Source organism: Rhodococcus sp. OK302 (assembly GCF_002245895.1).
In the GTDB taxonomy this organism is placed as follows: domain Bacteria; phylum Actinomycetota; class Actinomycetes; order Mycobacteriales; family Mycobacteriaceae; genus Rhodococcus_F.
On record NZ_NPJZ01000001.1, the window covers coordinates 5,285,001 to 5,309,859 of the forward strand.

At 62.0% G+C, this 24,859-nt stretch carries 22 protein-coding genes, 1 rRNA gene and 1 pseudogene (1 of these 24 running past the window's edge); 1 reads left to right on the forward strand and 23 read right to left on the reverse strand.

Annotated features, from left to right (window positions below):
• Positions 1-223: ribosomal RNA gene (locus BDB13_RS24205) — 16S ribosomal RNA — on the reverse strand; it reaches 1,295 nt to the left of the window's first position.
• A gap of 638 nt (positions 224-861) precedes the next feature.
• Entirely contained in the window at positions 862-2,121 is a 1,260-nt protein-coding gene (murA, locus tag BDB13_RS24210; protein WP_094274040.1) for a UDP-N-acetylglucosamine 1-carboxyvinyltransferase, read from the reverse strand.
• A 54-nt stretch (positions 2,122-2,175) separates the two neighbouring features.
• On the opposite strand from murA, the pseudogene BDB13_RS24215 reads away from it, so the two are divergent.
• A pseudogene (locus BDB13_RS24215) lies at positions 2,176-2,747 on the forward strand (cob(I)yrinic acid a,c-diamide adenosyltransferase).
• A 12-nt stretch (positions 2,748-2,759) separates the two neighbouring features.
• On the opposite strand, the gene BDB13_RS24220 reads toward BDB13_RS24215, so the two are convergent.
• The 21 genes from BDB13_RS24220 to argS form a co-directional block, all read right to left on the reverse strand.
• Positions 2,760-3,182, reverse strand: a complete 423-nt coding sequence (locus BDB13_RS24220) for a DUF2550 domain-containing protein (RefSeq protein WP_169633857.1) — start codon at positions 3,180-3,182, stop codon at positions 2,760-2,762.
• 50 nt (positions 3,183-3,232) lie between these two features.
• Positions 3,233-3,601, reverse strand: coding sequence for a F0F1 ATP synthase subunit epsilon (locus BDB13_RS24225; protein WP_094274042.1), 369 nt, complete (start codon positions 3,599-3,601; stop codon positions 3,233-3,235).
• Positions 3,602-3,607: 6 nt separating this feature from the next.
• Positions 3,608-5,059, reverse strand: coding sequence for a F0F1 ATP synthase subunit beta (gene atpD, locus BDB13_RS24230; RefSeq protein ID WP_094274043.1), 1,452 nt, complete (start codon positions 5,057-5,059; stop codon positions 3,608-3,610).
• A 3-nt stretch (positions 5,060-5,062) separates the two neighbouring features.
• Positions 5,063-6,046, reverse strand: a complete 984-nt coding sequence (locus tag BDB13_RS24235) for a F0F1 ATP synthase subunit gamma (RefSeq protein WP_094274044.1) — start codon at positions 6,044-6,046, stop codon at positions 5,063-5,065.
• 48 nt (positions 6,047-6,094) lie between these two features.
• Complete coding sequence (gene atpA, locus BDB13_RS24240; RefSeq protein ID WP_094274045.1) at positions 6,095-7,738, reverse strand: F0F1 ATP synthase subunit alpha; 1,644 nt, start codon at positions 7,736-7,738, stop codon at positions 6,095-6,097.
• A 62-nt stretch (positions 7,739-7,800) separates the two neighbouring features.
• Positions 7,801-8,625 carry a F0F1 ATP synthase subunit delta gene (locus BDB13_RS24245; RefSeq protein WP_094275168.1) on the reverse strand — a complete coding sequence of 275 codons (825 nt, stop codon included), beginning with the start codon at positions 8,623-8,625 and terminating at the stop codon, positions 7,801-7,803.
• Positions 8,626-8,630: 5 nt separating this feature from the next.
• Positions 8,631-9,191: a F0F1 ATP synthase subunit B gene (locus BDB13_RS24250; protein ID WP_094274046.1), complete on the reverse strand. Its 561-nt coding sequence runs from the start codon at positions 9,189-9,191 to the stop codon at positions 8,631-8,633.
• A gap of 9 nt (positions 9,192-9,200) precedes the next feature.
• Positions 9,201-9,449 (reverse strand): ATP synthase F0 subunit C, encoded by a 249-nt coding sequence (locus BDB13_RS24255; protein ID WP_033236102.1) that lies wholly within the window; start codon positions 9,447-9,449, stop codon positions 9,201-9,203.
• A gap of 80 nt (positions 9,450-9,529) precedes the next feature.
• Entirely contained in the window at positions 9,530-10,357 is an 828-nt protein-coding gene (atpB, locus tag BDB13_RS24260) for a F0F1 ATP synthase subunit A (protein ID WP_094274047.1), read from the reverse strand.
• 280 nt (positions 10,358-10,637) lie between these two features.
• Positions 10,638-11,117, reverse strand: a complete 480-nt coding sequence (locus BDB13_RS24265; RefSeq protein ID WP_441347210.1) for a hypothetical protein — start codon at positions 11,115-11,117, stop codon at positions 10,638-10,640.
• A 23-nt stretch (positions 11,118-11,140) separates the two neighbouring features.
• Positions 11,141-12,322, reverse strand: coding sequence for a glycosyltransferase family 4 protein (locus BDB13_RS24270; RefSeq protein WP_094274049.1), 1,182 nt, complete (start codon positions 12,320-12,322; stop codon positions 11,141-11,143).
• 37 nt (positions 12,323-12,359) lie between these two features.
• Positions 12,360-13,022 carry an L-threonylcarbamoyladenylate synthase gene (locus BDB13_RS24275; RefSeq protein WP_094274050.1) on the reverse strand — a complete coding sequence of 221 codons (663 nt, stop codon included), beginning with the start codon at positions 13,020-13,022 and terminating at the stop codon, positions 12,360-12,362.
• The gene (prmC, locus tag BDB13_RS24280; protein ID WP_094274051.1) at positions 13,019-13,951 is read right to left on the reverse strand and encodes a peptide chain release factor N(5)-glutamine methyltransferase; all 933 of its coding nucleotides are present in this window, start codon (positions 13,949-13,951) and stop codon (positions 13,019-13,021) included. The genes BDB13_RS24275 and prmC overlap by 4 nt, the downstream gene beginning before the upstream one ends.
• A 9-nt stretch (positions 13,952-13,960) precedes the next feature.
• On the reverse strand, positions 13,961-15,040 hold the full coding sequence (gene prfA / locus BDB13_RS24285) for a peptide chain release factor 1 (RefSeq protein WP_094274052.1): 1,080 nt from the start codon (positions 15,038-15,040) through the stop codon (positions 13,961-13,963).
• 142 nt (positions 15,041-15,182) lie between these two features.
• The gene (gene rpmE, locus BDB13_RS24290) at positions 15,183-15,416 is read right to left on the reverse strand and encodes a 50S ribosomal protein L31 (RefSeq protein WP_094274053.1); all 234 of its coding nucleotides are present in this window, start codon (positions 15,414-15,416) and stop codon (positions 15,183-15,185) included.
• A gap of 228 nt (positions 15,417-15,644) precedes the next feature.
• Positions 15,645-17,756, reverse strand: a complete 2,112-nt coding sequence (gene rho / locus BDB13_RS24295; RefSeq protein WP_094274054.1) for a transcription termination factor Rho — start codon at positions 17,754-17,756, stop codon at positions 15,645-15,647.
• A gap of 526 nt (positions 17,757-18,282) precedes the next feature.
• Positions 18,283-19,227: a homoserine kinase gene (gene thrB / locus BDB13_RS24300; protein ID WP_094274055.1), complete on the reverse strand. Its 945-nt coding sequence runs from the start codon at positions 19,225-19,227 to the stop codon at positions 18,283-18,285.
• Between the two features lie 44 nt (positions 19,228-19,271).
• Positions 19,272-20,354, reverse strand: coding sequence for a threonine synthase (gene thrC / locus BDB13_RS24305; RefSeq protein WP_094274056.1), 1,083 nt, complete (start codon positions 20,352-20,354; stop codon positions 19,272-19,274).
• A complete protein-coding gene (locus BDB13_RS24310) occupies positions 20,351-21,664 on the reverse strand; it encodes a homoserine dehydrogenase (protein WP_094274057.1) in 1,314 nt (437 codons plus the stop codon). Before BDB13_RS24310 ends, thrC begins: the two co-directional genes overlap by 4 nt.
• Complete coding sequence (gene lysA / locus BDB13_RS24315; protein ID WP_094274058.1) at positions 21,661-23,082, reverse strand: diaminopimelate decarboxylase; 1,422 nt, start codon at positions 23,080-23,082, stop codon at positions 21,661-21,663. Before lysA ends, BDB13_RS24310 begins: the two co-directional genes overlap by 4 nt.
• Positions 23,079-24,731 carry an arginine--tRNA ligase gene (gene argS, locus BDB13_RS24320; protein WP_094274059.1) on the reverse strand — a complete coding sequence of 551 codons (1,653 nt, stop codon included), beginning with the start codon at positions 24,729-24,731 and terminating at the stop codon, positions 23,079-23,081. Before argS ends, lysA begins: the two co-directional genes overlap by 4 nt.
• Positions 24,732-24,859: the final 128 nt, after the last annotated feature.

Genomic DNA, 24,859 nt, shown 5'->3' on the forward strand with positions numbered 1-24,859 from the left:
CCATCCTGCACCGATAAATCTTTCCACCACCAACCATGCGATCGGAGGTCATATCCGGTATTAGACCCAGTTTCCCAGGCTTATCCCGAAGTGCAGGGCAGATCACCCACGTGTTACTCACCCGTTCGCCGCTCGTGTACCCCGAAGGGCCTTACCGCTCGACTTGCATGTGTTAAGCACGCCGCCAGCGTTCGTCCTGAGCCAGGATCAAACTCTCCGTTGAAGACTCTAGATTTCGTGGGCAAGCCCACTAATCAGTCATAGACAAATAAGAGTCAAATCACTAGCAAAAAAACTCAACTAGCAAAAAATGTGTCGACAACCGTTCAGACGGAAGAATGAACGAATCATCGACGAAAAAATACTCACACCCCGAACATCAGCTCCGAAACCGTAAGGCCCGGAACATCATCCGAAAATGTGAAGTACCAAAAATTTGGCACTGACATTCATCGACACACTGTTGAGTTCTCAAAGAACACGCGCACACCGTCACCGCCGACCCTCTGGCCGGCTGCTCTGGGGCAACTTTTCCAGCTTATCGGATTCTCTGCGCCGGCGCAAACCGGGCTGATCGTCGTCGTGAACTGGAGGTGAAGCACAACCATACAGGATGGAAAGTACTTCGGATTTTGTAGATTTTGTCAGGCACTTCGTACAACCTCGTGTCACTCGCTGTGAGGCGGGAGTCGGTGTCCGTGTCGCTCTGACTTGGAATAAGTTACGCGAGTGTTCACCGAAATAACAAATCGCCTGGTCACGACACTCGCTTGAAGCACATTCCCGAGGTCACGCACGTTTATGTGCCGGCGAATTCCGAAAAACCCGCACACTTACCCGATGTGACCCCGGGCACCTGCCCTATTCGGTACTTACACGCTCGATTACGCCGCCGAGTCCGCGCAGGTTCTCGACAAAACGCGGGTATCCGCGATCGATATGGAAGATGTCATGCACTTCGGTCACACCGTCGGCGACCAGTCCTGCGAGAACCAAGCCGGCTCCAGCGCGTATGTCGGACGACCACACCGGGGCGCTCGACAACACCGGCACTCCCCGAATTACTGCATGGTGTCCATCCGTCCGAGCGTCGGCGCCCAATCGGATCATCTCTTCGACAAAGCGGAATCGTGACTCGAAGACGTTCTCGGTAATCATCGACGTCCCGTCCGCAACCGCAGCCAAGCCGATTGCCATCGGCTGCAAATCCGTCGGAAAGCCCGGATACGGAAGCGTCGCAAAATTGATGGCCTTGGGCCGCTCACGCTGGATGACTCGGAAACCGTCGACTTCGGGTGTCACTTCGGCACCGGCAAGGCGCAGTTTGTCGAGGACAAGTCCGAGATGCTTGTGGTTGACCCCACGCACTCGCACGTCTCCCCTGGTCATGGAGGCTGCAACGCCCCAAGTAGCTGCGACGATGCGATCACCGATTACCCGGTGCGTGATTGGTTCCAGTTTGCGAACACCCTGAATGGTGAGCGTCGTGGAACCCCCACCGCTGACCTTTGCGCCCATCTGGTTGAGCATGTTGCACAGATCGACGATCTCCGGTTCACGGGCAGCGTTGTCGATGACCGTTTCGCCACGTGCCAGAACGGCTGCCATGAGGATGTTTTCGGTGGCGCCAACCGACGGGAACACGAGTCGGATGTTCGCGCCGTGCAGATCGTCGGCCTCAGCCACTACACATCCGTGCTCGATTTCGCTTCGAGCGCCGAGAAGTCGCAGCCCGGACTGATGCATGTCGAGCGGGCGCGAGCCGATCGCGTCACCGCCAGGAAGTGCAACAACAGCCCGTCGGCAGCGTGCAACGAGAGGCCCGAGGACACAAACCGATGCGCGAAACTGCTTCACCGCATCAAAGTCAGCGTGATATTTCGGTTCAGCCGGAGTCGTGATCCGAACTTCCGAGCCTTCGAGTTCGACCTCGCAGCCCAGCCCGCGCAAGACCTCCGCCATCAGCGGAACATCGAGGATGTCCGGGCAGTTCGTGACTACTGTGGTTCCCTCAGCCAGCAGTGCTGCAGCCATCAGCTTCAGCACACTGTTCTTGGCTCCCCCAACCACAACTTCACCTTCGAGGCGATTACCCCCGGTAACTAGAAAGTGCTCACTCACGGTTCACAGCCTAGAGCCATCAGCGCCGAAACTCCGCGGCGGTACCGTGGCCCTATGGCTGTTCACCTGACGAAGATCTATACCCGCACCGGCGACGACGGCACGACGGGGTTGAGCGACTTTTCGCGCGTGTCCAAGAACGACCCGCGACTGATCGCCTACGCAGACTGCGACGAAACCAATGCCGCCATCGGCGTGGCCCTGGCGCTGGGCAATCCCCCGAGAATCTGATCACGATCCTGCGTCAGATACAGAATGACCTCTTCGACGCGGGTGCGGATCTTTCGACCCCCGTCGTCGAAAATCCCAAGTACGCGCCGCTACGCGTCACCCAGGCATACATCGATCGACTGGAATTGTGGTGCGATGAGCTCAATGATCAACTGGCACCGCTGAATTCGTTCATTCTGCCGGGAGGAACCGCACTCGGCGCACTACTCCACGTAGCCCGGACGGTATCTCGTCGAGCGGAGCGAGCGGCTTGGTCGGCAATCGAATCAAACCCGGAGGAGACGAGCGCACTGCCCGCGAAGTACCTCAACAGATTGTCCGATCTGCTTTTCATCATGGGACGAGTCGCAAACCCGGACGGCGATGTTCTCTGGAAGCCCGGCGCCGGCGCCTGACCCAACGATCGGTCAGGCGGTGCGTCGCCGACGCGCACGCCCGTCTGGCCGGGATTCAACCCACGACAGGAACGCTGTCAGCGCACCGCTGTCGAGAGCGATCTCATACCGGGACGCACCGTCTCGCACTCGCAGGACAACGATGTCGTCGCTCATGATGTCGAATTCGGTACCTGAGCGAGAGCGACGGCTCTCAACCTCGATACCTTGACGGTCGATACGTGAGTCCGGGCCAGGCCGCAGACTCGAAAGTTTGAAGAAGACAAACGCGCTTTCGCCGTAGCGAATGATCCCGTGGCGCCAACCGCTGTCCCCCACCGCGGGTAAACCACGCAATAGCGCAGGCGTACCGCCGTGACGCAATTTCACGACTCGATACAGAAAAGCCGCGACGAGAACCGCGAGCAGCACACCCAGAATGATCAACACAATCATCCCGAATGTCACTGTTCGTCGGCTCCCGTCGCGGCTTTGCTCTAGTTAACTTACGCGCGCTCGACTGCCCGAAGCTGACCCTTGGCGACCGCAATCGCCTCGTCGTCTGCTCTGGTATCAGCAAGTACGGCCTTGGCTGCGTTCACATCGATATCCTGCGCCATGTCCGCGGACTCGGCAAGGATCGTGACGGTCGTAGCCGTCACCGACAGGAAACCACCATGGACTGCGGCAACCACGCGCTCGCCGTTGACGGACGTGATCGACACGGTGCCGCCCTCGATGAGCTGGCCGAGAACCGGCTCATGCCCAGGCATGATTCCGATTTCGCCCTCGGTGGTCTGAGCGCTGACCAACGTCGCCGAACCAGACCACAAACGCTGCTCGACAGCAACGAGTTCTACGGTCATCTCAGCCATCGCGCTCTACTTCCCGGCCATCTTCTTGGCTGCAGCCTCGACGTCGTCGAGTCCGCCACAGCTGTTGAAGGCCTGCTCGGGCAGGTGATCGAACTCGCCCTTGCACACGCGGTCGAAAGCTTCGATTGTCTCGCGCAGCGGGACAACCGAACCCTTCTCGCCGGTGAACTTCTCGGCAACGATGAAGTTCTGGCCGAGGAACTTCTGGATACGACGGGCGCGCCCGACGAGAACCTTGTCCTCTTCCTGAAGCTCATCCATACCGAGGATGGCGATGATGTCCTGCAGTTCCTTGTACTTCTGCAGGATGCGCTTGACCTCGTTGGCGACGCGGAAGTGCTCCGCACCAACGATGCTCGGCTCGAGGATGCGCGAGGTCGAGCTCAGCGGATCCACAGCGGGGTAAATACCCATCTGCGAGATCGGGCGCGAAAGCTCGGTGGTGGCATCGAGGTGCGCGAACGTCGTAGCCGGCGCGGGGTCGGTGTAGTCGTCGGCGGGCACGTAAATAGCCTGCAGCGAGGTGATCGAGCGACCACGGGTCGAGGTAATGCGCTCTTGGAGCTCACCCATCTCGTCCGCCAGTGTGGGCTGGTAGCCCACGGCCGAAGGCATACGACCGAGGAGAGTGGAAACCTCGGAACCTGCCTGCGTGAAGCGGAAGATGTTGTCGATGAACAGCAGAACGTCCTGGCCCTGAACGTCGCGGAAGTACTCCGCCATCGTCAGTGCGGACAGGGCGACGCGCATACGCGTTCCCGGCGGCTCATCCATCTGGCCGAAGACTAGGGCGGTGTCCTGGAGGACGCCCATCTCTTCCATTTCCAGGTGGAGGTCGGTGCCCTCACGGGTACGCTCGCCAACGCCTGCGAACACCGAGGTGCCGGAGAATTCGCGGGCGATACGGGTGATCATTTCCTGGATCAGAACGGTCTTGCCGACACCGGCACCACCGAACAGACCAATCTTGCCGCCCTTGACGTACGGGGTGAGGAGGTCGATGACCTTGATGCCGGTCTCGAGGATCTCCGTCTTACCTTCGAGCTGATCGAAGGCTGGTGGCTTGCGGTGGATGCCCCACTGCTCGCCGTCGCGGCCGAGGCCCGGTGTGTCGAGGCAATCGCCCAGTGCGTTGAACACGTGGCCCTTGACGATGTCACCGACGGGAACCGAGATCGGCTTGCCCGAGTCGACTACTGCAGTGCCGCGGACGAGTCCGTCGGTGGGCTGCATGGAAACGGTGCGGACCAGGTTGTCACCGAGGTGCTGTGCAACCTCGAGCGTCAGCGTCTTGGCGACCGAGGGAAGCGTGATCTCGGCCTTCAGTGCGTTGAACAGTTCAGGAACAGCGCCACGCGGGAATTCAACGTCCACGACGGGACCGATGACCCGCACGACGCGGCCGGCTACGGCCGAAGCCGAACCTGCCCCGTTGTTTTCGGTTACTGCTGCGGTCATGTGCTAGTCACTTCCTGCGCTCGAGGCGAGCGCGTTGGCGCCGCCGACGATCTCGCTGATTTCCTGGGTGATCTGGGCCTGGCGAGCCTGGTTGGCCTGACGGCTCAACGTGTTCACCAGTTCGTTTGCATTGTCCGTCGCGGCCTTCATGGCCGTACGACGGGCTGCCGACTCCGATGCCGCAGCATCGAGAAGCGACGAGAAGATACGAGTGCTCACGTACTTCGGCAGAAGTGCACCGAGCAGCTTTTCCGGCTCCGGCTCGAAGCTGAAGTCAGCGACAGGACCATTGGAATGGTCGTCGTCGTGACCGTTGGTCAGCATGTCGTCGCCAAGTTCGATGTGCTCTTCGGACACGGACACCTCGAGAGGAGCCATACGGCGCACCTCGGGGGTCTGGGTCAGCATCGACACGAAGCGGGTGTAGACGATATGGAGTTCGTCGACGCCCTCGATGGTGCCTTCGCCGTTCGGAGCCTCGACCTGGTTACCCGAACCAGCCATGAACAGTTCCACCAGATGGCGGCTGGCCTTCGCAGCATCCGAGTAGCCCGGATCCTGTGAGAAGCCCGTCCAGGAACCACCGATAGTGCGGCCACGGAAACTGAAGTAGCCGAGCCCCTTGGAACCGAGCACGTACACGATCGGATCCTTGCCCTCGCTGCGCAGCAGAGCCATAAGCTCTTCTGCCTGCTTGAGGACGTTGGAGTTGTAGCCACCGCACATGCCGCGGTCACTGGTGACAACGAGCACCGCAGCCCGCTTGGGCTCCGGACGCTCGTTGAGCAGCGGGTGATCGAGCGAAGCAGACGCACTCGCCAATTCGGTGAGTACCTTCGTGATCTCCTCGGCATACGGCTTGGACGCGGCGACGCGACCCTGAGCCTTCGTGATGCGCGAAGTCGCGATCAGTTCCTGTGCCTTGGTGATCTTCTTGGTCGAGTTGACCGACTTGATACGAGACCGCAATTCGAGAATGCTTGCCATCGATCAATCACTCTCCCTTCGAGATTCGCAGTGTCATGGGCAGTCCCGTCACTTGCTGACGGTCTTGCGCTTGACGTTGATCTGCTCATTGGCGACCTCGTCGGCTCCCAATGCGTCAGCCTCGGCTTCGTTCACGACCCGGCTTCCGTCGGATGCGATGAAGCCTTCCTTGAACTTGTTGGTCGCAGCGATCAGCGCAGCAGCGTTGTCGGCATCGAGTGCCTTGCCGCCGTCGATGCTGGCGTAGACGCCGGCAGCCGAGCGCTTCAGGTCTTCGAGCAGTTCCTTCTCGAAGCGACGGACGTCGCCGATCGGAACGCTGTCGAAGATGCCTTCACCGGCGAGGTAGATCGAAACGATCTGATCCTCGACGGGGATCGGGCTGTACTGATCCTGCTTGAGCAGCTCGACCAGACGGGCACCGCGCTCGAGCTGAGCCTTGGAGGCAGCGTCGAGGTCGGATGCGAAGGCGGAGAACGCTTCGAGCTCACGGAACTGAGCCAGTTCCAGACGCAGCGAACCGGAAACCTTCTTCATTCCCTTGGTCTGAGCAGCGCCACCGACTCGGGAAACCGAGATACCGACGTTGATCGCGGGACGAACGCCCTTGTTGAACAGGTCGGACTCGAGGAATACCTGACCGTCGGTGATGGAGATGACGTTGGTCGGGATGTACGCCGAGACGTCGTTTGCCTTGGTCTCGATGATCGGCAGAGCCGTCAGCGATCCACCGCCGAGTGCGTCGGACAGCTTCGCCGAACGCTCCAGGAGACGGGAGTGCAAGTAGAAGACGTCACCGGGGTATGCCTCGCGGCCCGGCGGACGACGCAGCAGCAGCGAGATGGCGCGGTACGCCTCTGCCTGCTTGGTCAGGTCGTCGAACACAACCAGAACGTGCTTGCCCTGGTACATCCAGTGCTGGCCGATGGCCGAACCGGTGTACGGAGCGAGCCACTTGAAGCCGGCGGAATCAGAAGCCGGAGCAGCGACGATGGTGGTGTACTCCATCGCGCCCTTCTCCTCGAGGGCAGCCTTGACGCCCGCGATGGTGGAGCCCTTCTGGCCGATTGCGACGTAGATGCAGCGAACCTGCTTGTTTACGTCGCCCGAATCCCAGTTGGCCTTCTGGTTCAGGATCGCGTCGATGCAGACCGCGGTCTTGCCGGTCTTGCGGTCGCCGATGATGAGCTGGCGCTGGCCGCGGCCGATCGGGGTCATGGCGTCGATAGCCTTGATACCGGTCTGGAGCGGCTCTTCAACCGGCTGGCGCTCGAGCACCGAAGCGGCCTGAAGTTCGAGGGCACGGTTTTCGGTGCTCTCGATCTCGCCCAAGCCGTCGATGGGGGCACCCAGCGGGTTGATAACGCGGCCGAGGAAAGCATCGCCGACGGGAACCGACAGAACGTCGCCCGTACGCTTTACTTCCTGGCCTTCTTGGATGTTCTGGTAATCGCCAAGGATAACTGCACCGATTTCGGTGGCATCCAAGTTGAGCGCGACGCCGACGATTCCACCGGGGAACTCCAACAGTTCGTTGGACATAGCCGAAGGCAGGCCAGAGACGTGCGCAATGCCGTCACTGGTGTCGGTCACTGTGCCGACCTCCTCACGGGAGGCCTCCGGGGAGTAGCTCGCGGTGTAGTTGTCGATCGCGCTACGGATCTCGTCGGAGGAGATCGTCAGCTCCGCCATGTTTTTCCTGCTCTCGGTATCTGGTCTTCGAAAAGATCTGGAGTGTGTGTTCGGCTGAAGGACTATTTGAGGTTCTTCCGCAGTACTGCGAGTCGTCCCGCTGCACTACCGTCGATAACCTCGTCGCCCACCCGGACGACCAAGCCGCTGAGAAGCTCTGGATCGATCTCGACGTGCACGGTGACCGGCTTCCCGTAGGTGCGGGTCAGTGTGCTCGCCAAACGATCCGACTGCTCTGCACTCAACGCCGAAGCGCTGCGCACATGAGCAACAGTGGTATCGCGCTGCGCTGCGGCAAGATTCGACAGCTGGTCGAAAGCGTCTGCGGGTGCAGACTTCAACCGGCCGACGGCCTGTCCGGCAATTGCCTCGGTGACCGCGGTGACCTTGCCGTAGAGCAGGCGCGAGAGAAACTCACGCTTGCGGGCGGTGGGAACCGACAGATCCGAGAGCGCCTGCTCAAGGCTGGGATCCCCTGCCACAATGCGGCCGAGACGGAACAGCTCGTCCTCGACGGTGTCCAACTGGCCCTGATCGGCTGCGGCGCGGAGCAGAGCTTCGCGTCCCAGCAGTTCGAGCGAGTTGACCAAGTCGCGGGTCGCCGACCAGTCCTGGCCTGCAGCTGCCTTCACGGTTGCCAGCGCCTCGGCGCCGACCTTTCCGGAGAACAGCTGCTCTACCAGAGCCTGGCGACCAGCGGCCGGCGTCGAAGCATCAGCCAGCGCGCTACGAAGAGCGCGCTGGCCGTCAAGTACCTCGACCACCGAGAAGAGCTCGGACCCAGCCTGCGCAGCGGCCGCAGTTGCGGCTCCTGCAGAGGCTGCATCCAGGGCGCTGCTCAGCACAGAACGCGTCTGCGCCAAGGCTTCACGGCTCGCTGCGTACATGTTGCTCACTTCCTGGCTGAATCAGCGCTGACGGCGTCGAGCTCGTTGAGGAATCGATCAACCGTTCCGGCGCGCTTCACGTCGTCGGCGAGAGACTCTCCGATGACCTTCTCGGCCAGGTCTACAGCGGTCTTGCCGAGATCCGAACGGAGCTCAGCAACAATCTGCTGACGCTGGGCGACGAGCTGGCTGTGGCCTGCGGCCACGATGCGGTCGCTCTCGTCCTGCGCCTGAACCTTCATGTCAGCAATGATCTGCTGACCCTGGGTACGCGCTTCCTCACGGATCTGCGCGGCCTCGGTACGAGCTTCAGCGAGCTGCGCACGGTACTGCTCGAGCGCAATCTTCGCTTCTGCCTGGGCATCTTCAGCACGCTGGATGCCGCCCTCGATCTGCTCGGTGCGATCGGCGAGGACCTTCTGGAACATCGGAAGAACGAACTTCCAGAAGACAAAACCGACAATCACGAGGCAGACGATGGACCATACGATGTCGTACGTCGCGGGCAGGAGGGGATTAGGTACTTCACCCTCGGATGCCGCGAGCAATGTAATGGTGGCTGCCATGTCGGTCTCTTAGAAAATGAAGCCGGCGACGAGGCCGATCAGCGCGAGGGCCTCGGTGAATGCAATACCGAGGAACATCGTGGTACGAACCTGTCCGGCCATCTCGGGCTGGCGAACCATGCCCTCGATTGCCTTACCGACGACGATGCCGATGCCGATGCCGGGGCCGATTGCCGCGAGGCCGTAGCCGATGGCGCCATAACCCTTGTTGGTGATGGTCTGCTCGGCAACTTCCTGTGCCAGGTAAGCGACGCTCATGGTGTTCCATTCCCTTTCAGTTGACCTCCGCCGGTATCGACGGAAGGCTCAGATCGTGGTGTAGCTGATATGTGGTGTGGTCAGTGCTCGTCTGCGTGCAGCGCGATGTCGATGTAGACCGCGGCCAGCAGCGCGAAGACGTAAGCCTGCAGGAAGATGACCAGCAGCTCGAAGAACGTGAATGCAAGGCCGGCAATGATCGACGGGACGCCGAAGATTGCCTGGAAGCCGCCGGACACGAAGAAGAAGTAATTCGTCGCGCTGAAGAACAGCACCAGCAGAATGTGGCCGGCCAACATATTGGCCATGAGACGAACCATCAGCGTGAACGGGCGCAGTACGAAGGTCGAGATGAACTCGATCGGAATCAGCAAGACGTGCAGTGCCGGCGGGACGCCGGGAACGACGATGGTGCTCTTGACGTACTTGAAGAAGCCGTACTTCTTGATGCCCACGTAGTTGAACACGATGTAGGCAAGCGCCGCGAGTACCAGCGGCATGCCGATACGGGCGTTGGGCGAGATGTTCAAGAAGGGGATGATCGCGGACACGTTGCTGGCGATCACGAGGAAGAAGATCGTCGTGATGACCGGCAGGAAACGCTTGCCCTGCTCCTTGCCGAGGACATCTTCCGCGATCTGAATGCGAACGAAGTCCAGAGCGATCTCGGCCACGTTCTGCACGCCGCGCGGAATCAACCGCGGACTACGCATCGCAATTGCGAAGAACGCTGCGACCAACACCGACATCAGGATGCGGATGAGCATCAATCGGTCGAGCTCGAAGGGGCCCGCGTGAATCAACACGGAGGGCGGGAAAAAATCGTCTAGTGACGGCGCATGGAATTCATCCGCGGCCAGGGTGGTGACGCTCAGCGTTCTCTCCCGTAGTCGGTCCGCAGCCATCATTGACTGCGGTTCGATCGGACATTGACGATCTACAAGTCGACAAGTTCGACTCGCGCATTCGTCAGCAGCTGGAGAACCCTTGCGGGCCTGGCGTCTGTCGGTGTCGGCGACTCTCGTCGACTCGGTGGCCCAGGAAATCGGCCACCTGCGAGCACATGGCATCGTCGGCTGAGGGTTACCTCGCCTACCATTACTCTCGCTTGACGCTGACCCTACCAAGCCATCTACGACATTGTGTAGATGGGGTACCCGAAAGGGCGATTTGCTACGTTTTGTAGTACTACTCGTCGTCGTTGACGGGAGTGCTCGGGGTGGGGTCTACATAGGGCGTCTTGGTTGCCAGGACGCCGTACGTTTCCGCTCCGAGGACGATAACCAGCGCCATCACCATGACGAGCACCAATGCCGTCTTGTCATAGAAGTCGAGCGGCTTCAGAACTGCCAGCACCACAATCGCCAAGATCATCTTGAGCAGCCAGGTACCGAGCAGAACAGCGCCTGCTGTCAGCGCCGGCAACTTCGATGTGAGAAGAACGCCCAGGGCGGTGAAGAGGATGAAGCCGCCACCGACCGCCGCACCGAGCAGAGCGCCGTAGAGGCCCGGTTTGCCACCGATGAGCCATCCGAGCAGTGAGCCGACCACAGTAAGCGCTACCAGTCCGATCACGCCCCACTTCACGGCAGACCTCATGGCTGCGCTGGAATCGGGAATGGGTTGCGATGCGGGCACGGATTGCGGGGTGTTCGTCACGATGTCCAAGGGTAATGGATCGGAAAACTCGACTACCGTCGCTCCTGCTGACGATCCCGCAGTGACGGAATAGCGGTGAAGAGAAATGCCGCGAGCAATCCTGCTGCCACGAGGACCACGACCAACTGTCGATTGAGCAACGCGGATCCGACCGCGCCGAACGCCAGAACACCCACCCACGAGTAGATGACCAGCACAACTCGGCGATGGGTATGCCCGATCTGCAATAGACGATGGTGCAGATGCATCTTGTCCGGACTGAACGGACTGACTCCCGCGCGAGTACGCCGGATGACAGCCAACAGCATGTCCAGCATGGGGATGAACATCACAGCACTTACCAGCAACAACGGCGCCAGAAGTCCCACCAGGTCACGCGTGCCGTACGCAGTCAGTGGGATACGACCCGACGCACTGGTCGAAATCGCGGCCAGCATGAGACCGATCAGCATGGACCCGGAATCACCCATGAAGATCCGGGCAGGGTTGAAGTTGTGTGGAAGGAAACCGAGACACGCGCCGGCCAATGCCGCAGCGATCATTGCCGGCGGATAGGCACTGACGTCGCCGCCCTGATCGTGCAACAGACCGATCGAGAAGATGAGAATCGCGACTGCCGCGATGAGACCGAGTCCGGCCGCCAACCCGTCGAGGCCGTCGACAAAGTTCATGGCGTTGATGGTGGCAACCGCGATGGCAACGGTAAACAGACCCGACTGGATCTGATCCAGAATGATCGTGGAACCCTCACCGAACGGGTTGTAGATGATGAACCAACTGACACCCATGACAACGAGGATTCCGGCGGCAGTCACTTGACCGACAAACTTCGTGAGGGCGTCGAGCCCCCATTTGTCGTCGATCACGCCGACCAGGACAATGACCGCCCCGGCCACGAGTGCAGCATGGACGTCCGGGTTGCCGAATTCGAAACCCCTTGTCAGCGCAGGCAATTGCTGCGCGAACAGCAGACCGACAGCCATTCCGATGTACATACCGACGCCACCGAGGCGAGGTGTGGGTTCGACGTGGACGTCGCGGTCACGCGGGATCGCCACGGCACCGAATCGCAGTGCCAGGAGCCGAACCGCACCCGTTGCAAGGTACGTGACCACTGCTGCGGTGCAAAGAACCAGGAGGAGTTCGCGGATGGGCACACCCGCTCCCCCACTGGACTGCGCGAGGATCGCCGTGGCCGAGTACGTCGCCGTCACCGCGGCCGGTCACCGTTCTGGCGGGCACCGACCATCGTTACGAAACTCCCTCTACAAGGCTTTCCGGGGTAGTGCCCAAAACGTCGGCAATATCTTCGGCGGAAACGGCGCCCACCCGCAGGATACGGGGCGAGTCGCCCGTCAGATCGACGATCGTCGACGCGACCGCGTGCGCAGCGGGCCCGCCGTCGAGATAGACGCTGGCCAAGCCGCCGAGCTGATCACGAGCCTCGTCAACCGTCGTGGCCGGCGGCCTACCGGAGATGTTCGCACTCGAGACCGCGAGCGGTCCGACGTCGCGCAACAGTTCCAATGCCACCGGATGCAAAGGCATGCGCAGCATGACCGTTCCGCGAGCGTCGCCCAGATCCCACGCCAGCGAAGGTGCTTGCTCGACAACCAAACTCAATCCGCCCGGCCAGAACGCGCGAATCAGATCGCGGGCCTGCGGACGGACGCTGTAGACCAGTCCGTCGATGGTGTTCCAAGAACCGACAAGAACCGGAACCGGCATGTCCCGACCACGGCCTTTCGCCCGAAGGAGGCTCGATACGGCCTCACTGTCGAAGGCGTCGACGCCCAATCCGTACAGAGTGTCTGTCGGAAGGACGACCAGACGGCCGGCTTTGAGTGCATTTTTGGCGGCGGCCAATCCTGCCGTACGCGAATCGGTCTGACTGCAGTCGTAAACGGTGCTCACTCGATCATCCTTTCACTCTGCGCTGCGGGCACTCGAGTGCGCTGCGCTTCGAGGTTGGTGGCGACCCGCCTTGCCACGACAAAGCGGGGGCGACCCGCGAGGTCCGGATGCTGCTGTACCTCACCGAATACGCGTCGAGCGGAGAACAGCGCTGCGACGCCGTCGCCGTTGGTGTCGTCGTGCTCGATGCCCGCCGCGCCACCGATTCGAAGCCATCGCGCGATGTTACTGATCATCGGTTTGATGACGGACAAGCCGTCGGGGCCACCGAACAGTGCGGTGTGCGGGTCGTAATCCATGACCTCGGGCTGCAACTGCGCACCTTCGGGGATGTACGGCGGGTTCGAGACCACGAGGTCGACCTTGCCCTCGAGCACCTGCAACAGATCTCGATCCGTGACGTCGCCCAGGTGAAGATGAATCGGGGTATCCCCCATCGCTTCACGGTCGGCCGCATTTCTGCGAGCCCACGCCAATGCCGCCGGCTCCTTCTCCACAGCGTGCACAACAGCGTCCGGCCGAGCCTCGGCAATCGACAACGCGAGCACTCCGGATCCGGTACACAAATCCAGAACGACCGGCGGCCGACTACCGCATCCTTCGAGGAAGGAAAGCGCCCAACCCATCAGCAACTCGGTTTCGGGACGTGGGATGAAAACTCCCGGCCCGACCGCGACGTCGATATTGCCCATCGAGGCGCTTCCGATGATGTGCTGCAAAGGAATTCGCTGCGCTCGCTGCGCCACCATTTCGTTGAAAGCCTCGATGACCTCAGGATCCACCAGTGGCACCAGACCGAGCCTGGTCCGCTCTACCCCCAGCAGATGAGAGGCCAACAATTCGACATCGGTACGTGGACTGGGTACGCCGGCCGCATCAAGCTTTTTTGCAGCCTCGATCAGCGCCAAACGGAGTGGAAGTCTGCTCACGCGAGAAACCTATTCGGCCGCAAGGCGGGCCTCGCGGTCCGCCTTGCCCAATGCGTCGAGAAGTGGATCCAGCTCACCGTCGAGAACCGCATCGAGGTTGTGCGACTTGAATCCGATGCGGTGATCGGCGATTCGGTTCTCGGGAAAATTGTAGGTACGAATGCGTTCCGAGCGGTCGACAGTTCGAACCTGACTCTGGCGTCCGGCCGACGCTTCTGCATTTGCCGCTTCTTCGGCGACGACCTGCAGTCGCGCTGCCAGCACCTGCATCGCACGGGCCTTGTTCTGGAGCTGTGAGCGCTCGTTCTGACACGTCACGACGATTCCGGTGGGAAGGTGCGTGAGGCGAACGGCAGAGTCCGTGGTGTTGACGCCCTGACCGCCCTTGCCGGATGAACGGTAGACGTCGACACGCAGGTCACCCTCGTCGATCTGAACCTGTTCGACCTCGTCGGGCTCGGGATAGACCAGGACGCCGGCTGCAGACGTATGCACGCGGCCTTGCGATTCGGTGACCGGCACACGCTGGACGCGGTGCACTCCGCCTTCGAACTTGAGTCGCGCCCAGACACCGTCCGGGGTGTCGGACTTGCTCTTGATCGAGATGGTGGCTTCTTTGTACCCACCGAGGTCGGACACGGCGGCGTCGAGGATCTCGACGCGCCAGCCGTGCCGTTCGGCGTAGCGGACGTACATGCGTGCCAAGTCGGCTGCGAAGAGCGCGGATTCCTCGCCACCTTCACCGGATTTCACTTCGAGGACGACGTCATCTCCGTCGTGCGGGTCGCGCGGCGCCAACTGGTCAGTCAGAATCTGCTCCAGTTGCGCGACCTCAGCTTCGAGATCAGGGATCTCGGCGGCAAAGCTGGAATCGTCGGCGGCCAGCTCGCGCGCGGCCTCCAGATCATCCTGTGCCGCAGTCAATTTGTTGTACGTCGACATGATGGGTGAGAGCTCGGCGAACCGCTTACCGACCCGCTTGGCTGCCTTCGGGTCGTTGTGCAGCGCGGGATCCGACATCTGCGCTTCGAGGCCGGCGTGTTCTGCCAGGATGTCGTCGATGGCCGAGGGCTTGGTTGCGCCTGCCATGGTTCGCTCCGCTCTAGTTCGTTCGTACGGTGCGCGCTTTCGCTACAACGACGCTACTACCCGGGAAGCGCACAAAACCGGGTGCAGGCACAAAAAAGCCGACGCCCGATCTGCAGTTACAGATCGGGCGTCGGCGGAACAGCTAGTCTTCGAGCTGAACCTTGCTGTCAGCGCGCTTGCCGTAGCGAGCCTCGAAGCGTGCAACACGTCCACCGGTGTCAAGGATCTTCTGCTTGCCCGTGTAGAACGGGTGGCACTGCGAGCAAACCTCAACGTTGATGCGTCCGGACTCCTTGGTGCTGTGGGTCTCGAACGAGTTGCCGCAACCGCACACGATGGTGGTTGCAACGTACGTGGGGTGGATTCCTGCCTTCATGGTGTCCCTTTCAATGGTCGCCGGGTCGCCTTCGCCAATCGAAGTCGTGAACCGGAACCGGACTCAGCCGTTCAGTATGCCAGATGCGGTACTTCACCAGAAATTCCACGTCTTGCACACCTCCGGGTGGCTTTACGAACTGCACAACGCACTCCCCCACGATTTTGTTCCAGGTACGAGAAAGGCCCCACAACCAAATGATTGTGGGGCCCTTCTACTCACAGACGATCAGTCGTCGATCGCGCCCGGTGCAGTCTTCGAAACCTGCATCAGGAACTCGAGGTTGTTCTTGCTCTTCTTCAGACGATCGATCAGCAGATCGATGGCCTGATGCGAGTCGAGCCCGGACAGCACACGACGCAGCTTGTGCAAGACGGCAGCTTCGTCGGGGCTCAGGAGCAGCTCGTCCTTACGCGTACCGGACGGGTTGACGTCCACAGCGGGGAACACACGACGTTCGGCGATCTTGCGATCGAGCTTGAGCTCGGCGTTGCCGGTGCCCTTGAACTCTTCGAAGATCACGGTGTCGCCGGTGGACCCGGTCTCGACCATCGCAGTCGCGATGATGGTGAGCGAGCCACCGTGCTCGATGTTGCGGGCAGCACCGAGGAAACGCTTCGGCGGGTACAGAGCCGTGGAATCGACACCACCCGAGAGGATGCGTCCCGACGCGGGCGACGAGTTGTTGTAGGCGCGACCCAATCGGGTGATCGAGTCGAGCAGAACAACGACGTCCTTGCCCATTTCCACGAGGCGCTTCGCACGCTCGATAGCGAGCTCGGCGACGGAGGTGTGATCGCCCGGCGGGCGGTCGAAGGTCGAGGAAATAACCTCGCCCTTCACGCTGCGCTGCATGTCCGTCACTTCCTCGGGACGCTCGTCCACGAGGACGACCATGAGGTAGCACTCCGGGTTGTTGGTGGCGATCGCGTTGGCAATTGCCTGCAAAACGCTGGTCTTACCGGCCTTGGGCGGGCTCACGATGAGGGCGCGCTGGCCCTTACCGATGGGCATCACGAGGTCGATGACACGCGTCGTCAGAATGTTCTGCTCGGTTTCGAGGCGCAGACGCTGGTTCGGGTACAGAGGCGTGAGCTTGTTGAACTCGGGGCGCTTCTTTGCGGCCTCGACGTCGCCGCCGTTGACCGTGTCGATGCGAACCAACGGGTTGAACTTCTGACGCTGGCTGCTCTGATCTCCGCCGCCGCTGCTGCTGGAAACACGAACGGCACCGGTGATGGCGTCGCCGCGACGAAGACCGTTCTTCCGGATGAGGTTCATGGAGACGTAGACGTCGTTGGGACCAGCGAGATACCCGGACGTACGCACGAACGCGTAGTTGTCGAGCACGTCGAGAATGCCGGCTACCGGCTGCAGAACATCGTCTTCGCGAATCTCGGTCTCGCGCGCGTCGTTGGGCGTGGTGCCCTCGCCGCGCTCGCGACCGCGTCCACGACGCTCACGGAAGCGGCGTCCACGACGTCCACGACCGTTCTCGTCGTCGTCGTCCGGCCCGTTGTTGCGGTTGTCGTTCCGCGGGCCTGCACTGCTCTGACCAGCATTGCCCTGAGCAGCGTTGTTCTGGTTTCCGCGGTCCGGGCGATCCTGGTTGCCGCGCTGGCTCTGACCGTCGCGCTGGCCCTGATTGTCACGGTTGTTGCGCTCGCGACGGGGGCGCTCGTTGGTCTGCTCTGCAGAAGCGGCCTGATCGGAATCGGTCTTGGCTTCGACGCGATCATTCTGCTTGCGCTCTACTGCGGGAGCTTCGGCCGACTTTGCATCGGCTTCACGAGCGACCGGTGCCGACTCCGGCTCGATGCTCAGTTCCGGCTGATCCGGCGAACCACTACGGCGCGAAGCACCGCGACGCTGGCGTCCGCGACGGGGAGTGCCGGCGTCTGTGTCCTCGGAAGTTTCGGTTCGCGGCGCCGGTGCTTCTCGCACTGCGGGCGCTTCGGCAGGCTCGGCCGCCGGCGCTTCAGCGGTTTCGTTGCGCGGAGCACGCGTGCTCTTGGCACGAGTGCGAGCCACGGGAGCTTCGTCGAGCGTCAGTTCGCTCTGGGCCGGCGCCGCTTTACTGCTGCCGCCCTGGCGTTCCTTGATGGCTGCGATCAGATCGCCCTTGCGCATCCCGGAAGTGCCCTTGATGCCCAGTTCACCGGCAAGACTGCGCAGTTCGGTGAGCACCATGCCGGAGAGTCCGGCGCCACGACGTGCGTCGGCACGCTTCGTGGAGGTCGCCACCGCACCGTCGGGTGCTGAAGATGACGCCTGAGAATTGTCGCCAGTGTGCGCCCCAGCGGAGGGTGCAGTGGTGGCGATGAGGTCCGTATCGGTCACGGAGGTCCTTTCCTTCCCTCACTCGCGCTGCGCAGAGTCGAGGGTTCGTCCCGAAGTTTCAGTTGATTACCGAACTCGGAGGTGCCGTACTTAGTTGCATGTCGAGAGTTGCATGTCAAGAACTGCCGGCTCGCCCGCCATCACATGACTATCGGAAACCGGTGCGAGAAGTGCTCCTGCTTCAAACAAACCATGCTCTCGCAAACCTGCACAGCACCTGCTACGCGAAGTGAATCGATCGTGTGGACGAGGCCATTGAGGATTCGCCACTGAAGATTCACACCTTCGCCAGAAGGTACAAGTGCGAGGATCATGCCAAGGAATGTGGACCCCAGTAACCCAATTGGGATGGAGTTTGGCCCCCTGGTGATGCACCGGCGACAGACGCGCACGATGTACGGACATTGCCAGGATAGCGCCCATACCCGAGTCCGGCAAGAATATCGGAAACTCGCGTGTGTCAATTCACTACCGGGCACTATCCCGAACTTCTACACCCGACTACAGAAAAACACCGAGACGAGGATCAGACTCGCGTCGCCTGAACCTCGACGCCTGCCGCAATACCGAGTTCGAGCACCCGAAGGCCGTCGGCACGCGCCGCTTCGGCGAGATCTGCCGGGAACGGACTCGTACTCAGAGCCAACACGGTGGGGCCGGCGCCGCTGACGGTGGCCGCGATTCCGGCGTCGCGCAGGATCCCGATCCACCTGGTTGTCAACGGAAGAGCGGGAGCGCGCTGAGTTTGATGCAAGCGATCCTCGGTGGCGGCCATCAGCAGGTCGGGCCGCATCGTCAGAGCGACGACGGCCAGTGCACTTCGGCTCGCATTGAACGATGCATCCTGGTGCGGAACCATCTCCGGAAGGAGTCCACGGGTGTGTGCCGTCGAGGATCGCTCCTCGGGAACGAGTGCCACTGCACGGATATCGGGGTGAACATCAAGTTTGGCGGCCGAGTAAACCGGCTCGTCACCCTCGACGGACGACGGGCAACTCCACGAAACCACTGCTCCGCCCAGGACACTCGCCGATGCATTGTCGGGGTGCCCTTCGAACTCGGAGGAAAGTTGCACCAACTGCTCGTCCGTGAGACCGAGCTCCTCGTCGAGTGCGCGAGCCAAACCGTTGGCGGCGGCCAGGCCACCGACCGCTGCAGAAGCAGATGAACCCAAACCGCGCGAATGCGGAATCGCATTGCGGCACAACACATCCAAGCCGCTAGCCCACACACCGGCGGCTTCGAGTCCACGCTCGATGGCTCGAACAACCAGATGCGAAGGACCCCAAGGCACATCCGCTGCGCCTTCACCTTCGACGCGAATGCTCAGCCCGGAATCCGTTGTGGTTACGACGATCTCGTCGTACAACCCCAGCGCCAAGCCAAGGGTGTCGAACCCCGGCCCCAAGTTTGCACTCGAGGCCGGGACACGAGCGGTCACCGAGATTCCGACTGGCAGCGTTCTCGTCATGTCAGAGGCAGGGTTCCGTGGAGCAGTCGACGAATCCGCGGACACTATGCAAGCTCGAGGGCAGCCGCAACGGCAACGGGATCAACGCCGATGGGCTCGACGTTCGGCATGCCCATCAGAGCTGTGTCGGGGTCCTTGAGTCCGTTTCCGGTCACGGTGCACACGACAGTCAGTCCGGGCTCGAGCCATCCTTCAGCGCGGGCTGCGAGGAGGCCCGCAACGCTGGCTGCGGACGCCGGCTCCACGAAGACGCCTTCGGTAGCGGCGATCAGGCGGTAAGCCGCGAGGATTTCCTCGTCGGTGGCGGAACGGAATGCTCCACCCGACTGCTCCTTGGCCGCGACAGCACCGTCCCAGGATGCGGGCGAGCCGATGCGGATGGCGGTGGCGATGGTTTCCGGGTCCTTGACGGGGTGGCCGAGGACCAGCGGAGCAGCGCCGGCTGCCTGAACACCGAGCATGCGGGGCTTGACCGAGGTCAGACCGTCTGCGTAGTACTCGGAGTAACCGCGCCAGTAGGCGGTGATGTTTCCGGCGTTTCCGACCGGGAGAGCATGGACGTCGGGAGCTTTACCGAGAACGTCCATGATCTCGAATGCTGCGGTCTTCTGGCCTTCGATGCGCACCGGGTTGACCGAGTTGACCAGTCCGATGGTCGGGAACTCCGCAGTGGTCTTGCGTGCCAGTTCGAGGCAGTCGTCGAAGTTGCCCTGGACCTGAATGATCTTGGCGCCGTGCATGACTGCCTGAGCGAGCTTGCCCATCGCGATCTTGCCCTGCGGAATCAGGACGGCACAGGTCATCCCGGCCTTGGATGCGTATGCCGCAGCCGATGCCGAGGTGTTGCCGGTGGATGCGCACAGCACTGCGCGCTGTCCACGTGCGTAGGCGTCCGTGACGGCCATCGTCATGCCACGGTCCTTGAACGAACCGGTGGGGTTGAGGCCCTCGACCTTGAGGTAGACGTCGCAACCGGTGATTTCGGAGAGATGGCCGGCAGGCAGGAGCGGCGTGCCGCCCTCACGCAGGGTGATGGTCTTCCAGTTGTCGCCGATCGGCAGACGATCCCGGTATGCCTCGATGAGTCCCGGCCAAGCCTTGTGGACGGGGTTGACGATGCCGGTCATTGTTCAGTGCCTTCCAGTCGCAGCACGCTGGTCACAGCGGTGACGAATTCGAGTTCGTTGAGGGCCGCCACGGTGTCGGAGAGAGCCGCGTCGGTTGCTACATGAGTGACGACCACCAGGCGGGCGCCGGCGCCGGCACCTTCCTGACGGACCACGGAAATACTGACGTCGTGCTTGGCGAACTCAGCGGCGACTGCGGACAGCACGCCGGCCTTGTCCGCTACTTCCATGTTCACGTAGTAGCGCGTGAGGATGTCGCCCATGGGGGCAATCTTGAGCTTGGCGTACTTGGACTCGCGGGGACCACGGCCACCGTGAACCTTGTTGCGTGCTGCCATGACCAAGTCACCCATGACCGCGGAAGCGGTGGGTGCGCCGCCCGCGCCCTGGCCGTAGAACATCAGGCGTCCTGCGTTCTCGGCTTCGACGACAACGGCATTGAATGCGCCGTTGACAGTGGCGAGCGGGTGGCTGAGCGGAACCAGAGCCGGGTAGACACGAGCAGAGATCCGCTCCTTGCCCTTGGGCGTGGTGATGCGTTCGCAGATCGAGAGCAGCTTGATCGTGCAGTCGAGTGCCTTGGCTGACGCGAGGTCTGCCGAGGTGATCGAGGAGATGCCCTCGCGGTACACGTCCGCCGCGGTGACGCGGGTGTGGAAAGCGATGGACGCAAGAATCGCTGCCTTCGCTGCGGCGTCGTAACCTTCGACATCCGCAGTGGGGTCGGCTTCGGCGTAGCCCAGTCGTCCGGCTTCGGCGAGAGTCTCGTCGTAATCGGCACCGGTTTCAGCCATCGCGGAGAGGATGAAGTTGGTGGTTCCGTTCACGATTCCGGCGACCTTGTTGACGCGGTCACCGGCGAGGGACTGCGTCAGCGGGCGAATCACGGGGATTGCGCCCGCGACAGCTGCCTCGAAGTACAGATCCACCGCGTTGGCCTCGGCGGCCTCGGCCAACTCTCCCGTGTGGTCTGCGAGCAACGCCTTGTTGGCGGTGACCACGGACTTCGCGGCGTTGAGCGAGGACAGAACGAGCTTGCGCGGCAACTCGATGCCGCCGATCAACTCGACGACGATGTCGACGTCGTCGCGGGCGACCAACGATTCCGCGTCCGTCGTCTGCATGTCCTCCGGGATTCCGCGGTCGGAACCGATACGACGAACGGCAACTCCCCGCAGTTCCAAGGGAGCCCCGATGCGGGCCTCGAGTTCCTCGGCCTGCTCACGGATAATCCGAACTACTTCACTACCGACGTTACCGAGGCCGAGAACGGCCACACCGATAGCGCGATGCGCCGATTCGCTCGTCACTGCGATACCTCCAAGCTAAGCAGATCTTCCACTGTTTCCCTCCGCAGAATCACGCGTGAAATTCCGTCACGCACCGCCACTACGGCTGGGCGGGTGAGCAGGTTGTACCTGCTCGACATCGAATAGCAGTATGCACCGGTCGCTGCTACCGCAAGTAAATCACCGGGTCCGACATCCTCGGGCATCCAGGTGTCCCGAATGACTACGTCACCGGACTCGCAGTGCTTTCCGACGACGCGCGCTACGACGGTATCGGCCGTCGAAGTGCGCGAAACCAGCTTGGCTTCGTACTCGGCACCGTAGAGCGAAGTTCGGATGTTGTCGCTCATACCGCCGTCGACGCTGATGTAGCGGCGGGTCAGGGCGTTGCCGACTGTGACGTCCTTGATGGTGCCGACTTCGTACAGCGTGACGGTGCCAGGTCCGGCAATGGCGCGGCCGGGTTCGACGGCCAGCGTCGGTTCAGGCAGGCCGGCCAGCGCGGATTCGTTTCGCACGATGTGGCCGAGTTTGGCTGCAAGTTCGTCGACGGGCGGCGGGTCGTCGGACGGAACGTAAGAGATTCCCATGCCGCCGCCGAGATCGATGATCGAAATCTGCTTGGTCTTGTCGACGCCGAACTCTGCGACGACGTCACGAAGCAATCCGATGACTCGGTGGGCTGCTACCTCGAAGCCGTCGACGTCGAAGATCTGCGAACCGATGTGGCTGTGCAGTCCGACGAGACGCAGGTTTTCAGCGGCGAAGACGCGACGGACGGCGTCGATTGCCGCTCCCCCGGCCAACGAGAATCCGAACTTCTGATCCTCGTGGGCGGTGGAAATAAATTCGTGGGTGTGCGCTTCGACACCAACGGTGAGTCGGATCAGAACGTCCTGAACGACGCCCGCTTCACCGGCGACACGGTTCAGTCGTTCGATCTCGATGGCCGAGTCGAGTACGACGTGTCCGACACCGGCAGCAACACCGGCAGCCAGTTCGGCGATGGATTTGTTGTTGCCGTGCATAGCAATTCGCTCGGCCGGGAAGTCGGCATGCAGAGCGATTGCGAGTTCCCCGCCGGAGCAGACGTCGAGGGAAAGTCCCTCGTCGGCAACCCAGCGTGCGATCTCACCGCACAGGAACGCCTTGGAGGCGTAGTGCACCTTGGCATCCGGGCCGAAGGCGCGGGCCATGTCGCGGCAGCGCGAGCGGAAGTCTTCCTCGTCGATGACAAAAAGCGGGGTGCCGTACTTTTCGGCAAGTTCGCTGACCTTGACACCGGCGAGAGTCACTTCACCGTCGTCGCCGCGGCGTGCATTGCGCGGCCACACCTGTGGGTCGAGTTCGCCAAAGGCTTCGGGGCTGACGGGACGGTCGGGCAGACCGGCAGTGTGCAACTGCTCGGCATGCTTGGGTCCGGCGGGGTGTGCGTTCACATCTGCTCCGGTGCGGTAACTCCGAGCAGTTCGAGGCCGTTGGCCAGGACCTGACGGGTGGCGGCGCAGAGAGCCAGGCGTGCGCGGTGCACGTCGGTTGCGTCTTCGTCGCCTTGCGGAAGGATGCGGCACGCGCCGTAGAAGCGGTGGTACGCACCCGCGAGTTCTTCGAGGTAACGGGCGATCCGGTGAGGCTCACGCAGATTGGCGGCGCTGGAGACGACGCGCGGGTATTCGCCGATCGTGCGAATCAGGTCGCCTTCCTGCTCGGCCGTGAGCAGTGCGAGGTGGCTCGAGTCGGCGGACAGACCGAGGTCGGCAGCGTTGCGGGCGATCGCGGAGAGGCGTGCGTGTGCGTACTGGACGTAGTAGACCGGGTTTTCGCTGCTGGTCTTGGTCCACAGATCGAGGTCGATGTCGATGCTGGAGTCGACCGACGAACGGATCATGACGTAACGCGATGCGTCGACGCCGATTGCCTCGACCAGGTCGTCGAGGGTGATGACGGTTCCGGCGCGCTTGCTCATCTTGACGGCGACGCCGTCCTTGACGAGGTTGACCATCTGGCCGATGAGAACCTCGACGGTGTCCGGGTCGTCGCCGAAGGCAGCGGCAGCAGCCTTGAGACGGCCGATGTAGCCGTGGTGATCGGCGCCGAGCATGTAGATGCAGAGGTCGAAGCCGCGAGCGCGCTTGTCCTGGAAGTAGGCGATGTCACCGGCAATGTAGGCGGCGTTGCCGTCACTCTTGATGACGACGCGGTCTTTGTCGTCGCCGTAGTCGGTGCTCTTGAGCCACCAGGCACCGTCCTCGTTGAAGAGGTTGCCGGAACTCTTGAGCGATTCGACGGCCTTTTCGACTGCGCCGGATTCGAAGAGCGAGTTCTCGTGGAAGTAGACGTCGAAGTCGACGCCGAAATCGTGGAGGGTCTGACGGATGTGGGTGAACATCAAGTCGACGCCGATGGACCGGAACGTTTCCTGCTGCTCGTCGGCGGGCAGGTCCATGACGTCGGGGCGCTGAGCGAGGACGGTTGCAGCGATGTCGGCGATGTAAGCGCCGGCGTAACCGTCTTCGGGGGCAGGCTCGCCCTTTGCTGCGGCGATCAACGAACGCGAGAAGCGGTCGATCTGAGCACCGTGATCGTTGAAGTAGTACTCACGGGTGACCAGACCGCCCTGTGCGGACAGGATGCGCCCGAGCGCGTCTCCGACTGCAGCCCAACGGGTTCCACCAAGGTGGATGGGTCCGGTGGGGTTGGCCGAGACGAATTCGAGGTTGATCTTCGTACCGGCAAGCGAGTCGCCACTGCCGTACGACGGACCGGCTTCGAGAACTCCGACGACGACGGCGCCCTGGGCGTCGGCAGCGAGGCGGATGTTGAGGAAGCCCGGGCCGGCAATTTCGGCGGAGTCGATACCGTCGGCAGCCGTGAGTGCCTCGGCGAGCCAGCCGGCCAATTCGCGCGGGTTGGCGCCGACCTTCTTGGCTACCTGCATCGCAACGTTGGTGGCGTAATCGCCATGCTCAGGGTTGCGAGGACGCTCGACAGTCAAGGTTTGTGGGAGCACCGAGACGTCGAGGCCGCGTTCGGCAAGGACGCTCGCAGCGGTTCCGCGGAGCAGTTCGGCAAGGTCAGCTGGAGTCACAGGTATCCATCCTATTGCCTGCACACTCGAGGTGGAGACTCGCCTCACGCGCGGCCGCCTGAGAGTAGGCTGACGACCGATTTGGGCGTGTCGCACGCCACTCTCCCAGATTGCCCTCAGACTCGGAA

What these genes read in the sequence shown, in the direction of transcription:
- BDB13_RS24220 (WP_169633857.1), bottom strand. Translation starts at nt 3,182, where the DNA reads ATGATTGTGTTGATCATTCTGGGTGTGCTGCTCGCGGTTCTCGTCGCG.
- BDB13_RS24225 (WP_094274042.1), bottom strand. Translation starts at nt 3,601, where the DNA reads ATGGCTGAGATGACCGTAGAACTCGTTGCTGTCGAGCAGCGTTTGTGG.
- atpD (WP_094274043.1), bottom strand. Translation starts at nt 5,059, where the DNA reads ATGACCGCAGCAGTAACCGAAAACAACGGGGCAGGTTCGGCTTCGGCC.
- BDB13_RS24235 (WP_094274044.1), bottom strand. Translation starts at nt 6,046, where the DNA reads ATGGCAAGCATTCTCGAATTGCGGTCTCGTATCAAGTCGGTCAACTCG.
- atpA (WP_094274045.1), bottom strand. Translation starts at nt 7,738, where the DNA reads ATGGCGGAGCTGACGATCTCCTCCGACGAGATCCGTAGCGCGATCGAC.
- BDB13_RS24245 (WP_094275168.1), bottom strand. Translation starts at nt 8,625, where the DNA reads ATGTACGCAGCGAGCCGTGAAGCCTTGGCGCAGACGCGTTCTGTGCTG.
- BDB13_RS24250 (WP_094274046.1), bottom strand. Translation starts at nt 9,191, where the DNA reads ATGGCAGCCACCATTACATTGCTCGCGGCATCCGAGGGTGAAGTACCT.
- BDB13_RS24255 (WP_033236102.1), bottom strand. Translation starts at nt 9,449, where the DNA reads ATGAGCGTCGCTTACCTGGCACAGGAAGTTGCCGAGCAGACCATCACC.
- atpB (WP_094274047.1), bottom strand. Translation starts at nt 10,357, where the DNA reads ATGATGGCTGCGGACCGACTACGGGAGAGAACGCTGAGCGTCACCACC.
- prfA (WP_094274052.1), bottom strand. Translation starts at nt 15,040, where the DNA reads ATGGCAGGCGCAACCAAGCCCTCGGCCATCGACGACATCCTGGCAGAA.
- rpmE (WP_094274053.1), bottom strand. Translation starts at nt 15,416, where the DNA reads ATGAAGGCAGGAATCCACCCCACGTACGTTGCAACCACCATCGTGTGC.
- thrB (WP_094274055.1), bottom strand. Translation starts at nt 19,227, where the DNA reads ATGACGAGAACGCTGCCAGTCGGAATCTCGGTGACCGCTCGTGTCCCG.
- thrC (WP_094274056.1), bottom strand. Translation starts at nt 20,354, where the DNA reads ATGACCGGCATCGTCAACCCCGTCCACAAGGCTTGGCCGGGACTCATC.